A 2228-nucleotide genomic window follows, 5' to 3' on the forward strand; every position below is an offset into this window, starting at 1 on the left:
CGATCACCACGCGGCTGAACGGCGAGGTGAAGCAGGACGCCCGCACCTCCCAGCTCACCCACGACATCCCGGCGCTCGTGGACGCGGGGCGAAGCGACCACAGCAGGGCGGCGGCTCCGGTCACGAAGGGAGCGGCGACGCTGGTGCCCGACATGCGGGCGTGCCCGCCACGCGGAGCTGTGCTGACGATGTCCAGGCCTGGGGCCAGGAGTCCGCGCCGGCCGATCCCGATGCCGAGGTTCGACGGGCTTCGCGGCCGTCCTCGCGTGTCGCACGCCGCGACCGGGACGAGCCACGGATGCGCCATCAGCGGGGCCGGTCCTATGCGGCCGTGGTTTCCCGCCGCGGCGACGACCACGACTCCGCGGTCCCTGGCGTGGTCGATCGCCGCGTCGAAGGCGGGGCTCCGCTGGAGGACGGGAGCGGCGAGGCCCAGGCTGATGTTGATGACGCGGGCGCCGGCGGCCAGGCAGTCCTCCACCGCTGCGGCGAGGGTCGTGGGCGTGGTCTCGGGACAAACCTGGCCAGGAACCGGTTCGCAGAGCACCGGCCGGGACAGGAACGTGCATCCCGGGCAGATCGCGGGCGCGACGCCTCCTCGGGCCGCCGCGAGCATGCCCAGGACGAACGTGCCGTGCAGGCATGCCGGGCTCGTCGGCGACCGGCACGGTGACGACGCGATCGGCGGAAGGTCGGGATGGCCGCCGTCGGCGGGGCCGTCGATGACGGCGACGGTGACCGCGGGGTCGCCTTCACTGTCGGCCATGAGCGTGTCGAGGCCGGTCAGACCGAGGCTGCGCGCGTTCGTCCCGCCGAGGTCGGCCGCCTGCGTCAAGGCTCTCGTTCCTTCACTCGTTCACGGGGCCGTCAGGTCGCGAGGCAGGCGCTCAGGCAGTCGGTCTGGGAGACGCCCGCGCAGCGGCGCCAGCAGTCCAGGTCGGCGCCGCATTGGACGCCGCATCGAATCGCGGCGTCGGGGCCGACGCAGGACGACAGGCAGGACAGGCTCGCCATCGGCGCCACCCCGCCTCCGGCCGGGAGCGCTGCCGCGCTCGTGACGTATGTGCCGAGGGACGGGCCGAGCGCGTGTTCGGCCGTGAGCTTGGGAAGGTTCATGGCACCTCCGCTGCCGTCGCCGTTTTGCGGACGAGCGTGACCAGGTCGGCGATCATCCAGGCCGGTTCGGTGCCTGGTCCGCCGTCGCCAAGCCGCATGTGGTTGCCCGAAGGCGGCTGGTACCGGACGGGGAGGACCGCCGGACCGGGGTCGGCGTAGTCGAACGCGGTGGTCCCGTAGCCCTCGTCCATGCGCCAGTCGCCCGCCAGCGACTGCCGCCCGCCGCCCTTGGGCCCGATCGGGGCGTCGTACATGTGGGCGGCGGCCGCCGCCGGGCTCAGCGCGACCGTCCACAGCCGCATGCGGGCGACCATCCCGGTGAGGGGGCCGAGGTCGGGCAGCCCCTCGGGGTACTGCGCGGTCGGCAGGTCGCCGACGGTCAGCAGCCGGTCCTCCACGGCCGGGCGGCGGCGGGGCGCGGACGGTGGCGCCGCGTCCGCCCCGGGCCGGTCACAGGATGAGCCGCCAGGTGGGGCGGGGCGGGCCTGGTCTTCGAAACACAGCCTAGGGTGGGGGGACATGACCGGTGAGAGGGAGACGGCCGTGACCGGCCGGCAGAGCTGGCGGAGCCGCGGCGGCGGCCGCGTGCGCGGCGCGGTCCTCTGGGACGTGCTGCGCGAGGTGCTCGCCCGCGTGTCCGGGCAGGGCCCGTGCGACGTGGTGGACGTCGGCGGCGGCACCGGCGGTTTCGCCGTCCCGCTGGCCGAACTCGGCCACCGGGTGACCGTGGTGGACGCCAGCCCCGACGCGCTCGCCGCGCTGGAGCGGCGCGCCGCCGAGGCGGGCGTGAGCGTCCGCGCGCTGCAGGGCGACGCGGTCGACCTGCCGCAGGTGCTCGGCGAGTCCTCCGCCGACCTGGTGCTGTGCCACAGCGTCCTGGAGTTCGTGGACGACCCCGCCGCCGCGATGCACGCCCTGACCCGGATCGTCCGGCCCGGCGGCGCGGTGAGCGTGCTGGTCGCGGGCCAGGTCGCCGCGGCCCTGCACCGGGCCGCCGCCGGCCGCTTCGACGACGCCCGGCGCGTCCTGGAGGACCCGGACGGCCGCTGGGGCGAGCACGACCGGATGCCGCGCCGCTTCACCCGCGAGACGCTCACCGAGCTGGCCGTCGG

At 75.5% G+C, this 2228-nt stretch carries 4 protein-coding genes; 1 reads left to right on the forward strand and 3 read right to left on the reverse strand.

What is annotated here, in order from left to right:
* The 3 genes from AB0J52_RS37090 to AB0J52_RS37100 all read right to left on the reverse strand — a co-directional run.
* The coding region (locus AB0J52_RS37090; protein ID WP_500187597.1) for a S8 family peptidase at positions 1–835 on the reverse strand (835 nt) is incomplete at its 3' end.
* Between the two features lie 32 nt (positions 836–867).
* Positions 868–1116: a hypothetical protein gene (locus tag AB0J52_RS37095; protein WP_500187599.1), complete on the reverse strand. Its 249-nt coding sequence runs from the start codon at positions 1114–1116 to the stop codon at positions 868–870.
* The gene (locus tag AB0J52_RS37100; RefSeq protein WP_500187601.1) at positions 1113–1514 is read right to left on the reverse strand and encodes a hypothetical protein; all 402 of its coding nucleotides are present in this window, start codon (positions 1512–1514) and stop codon (positions 1113–1115) included. Before AB0J52_RS37100 ends, AB0J52_RS37095 begins: the two co-directional genes overlap by 4 nt.
* A gap of 121 nt (positions 1515–1635) precedes the next feature.
* Between AB0J52_RS37100 and AB0J52_RS37105 the strand changes: the two genes are divergently transcribed.
* A partial coding sequence (locus tag AB0J52_RS37105; protein WP_500187602.1) for a methyltransferase domain-containing protein occupies positions 1636–2228 on the forward strand: 593 nt, incomplete at its 3' end.

This window comes from Spirillospora sp. NPDC049652 (assembly GCF_040675125.1).
Taxonomy (GTDB): Bacteria; Actinomycetota; Actinomycetes; order Streptosporangiales; family Streptosporangiaceae; genus Spirillospora.

Bases quoted from the DNA above. Each gene is read 5' to 3' on its own strand.
- AB0J52_RS37095 (WP_500187599.1), bottom strand. From the start codon at position 1,116: ATGAACCTTCCCAAGCTCACGGCCGAACACGCGCTCGGCCCGTCCCTC.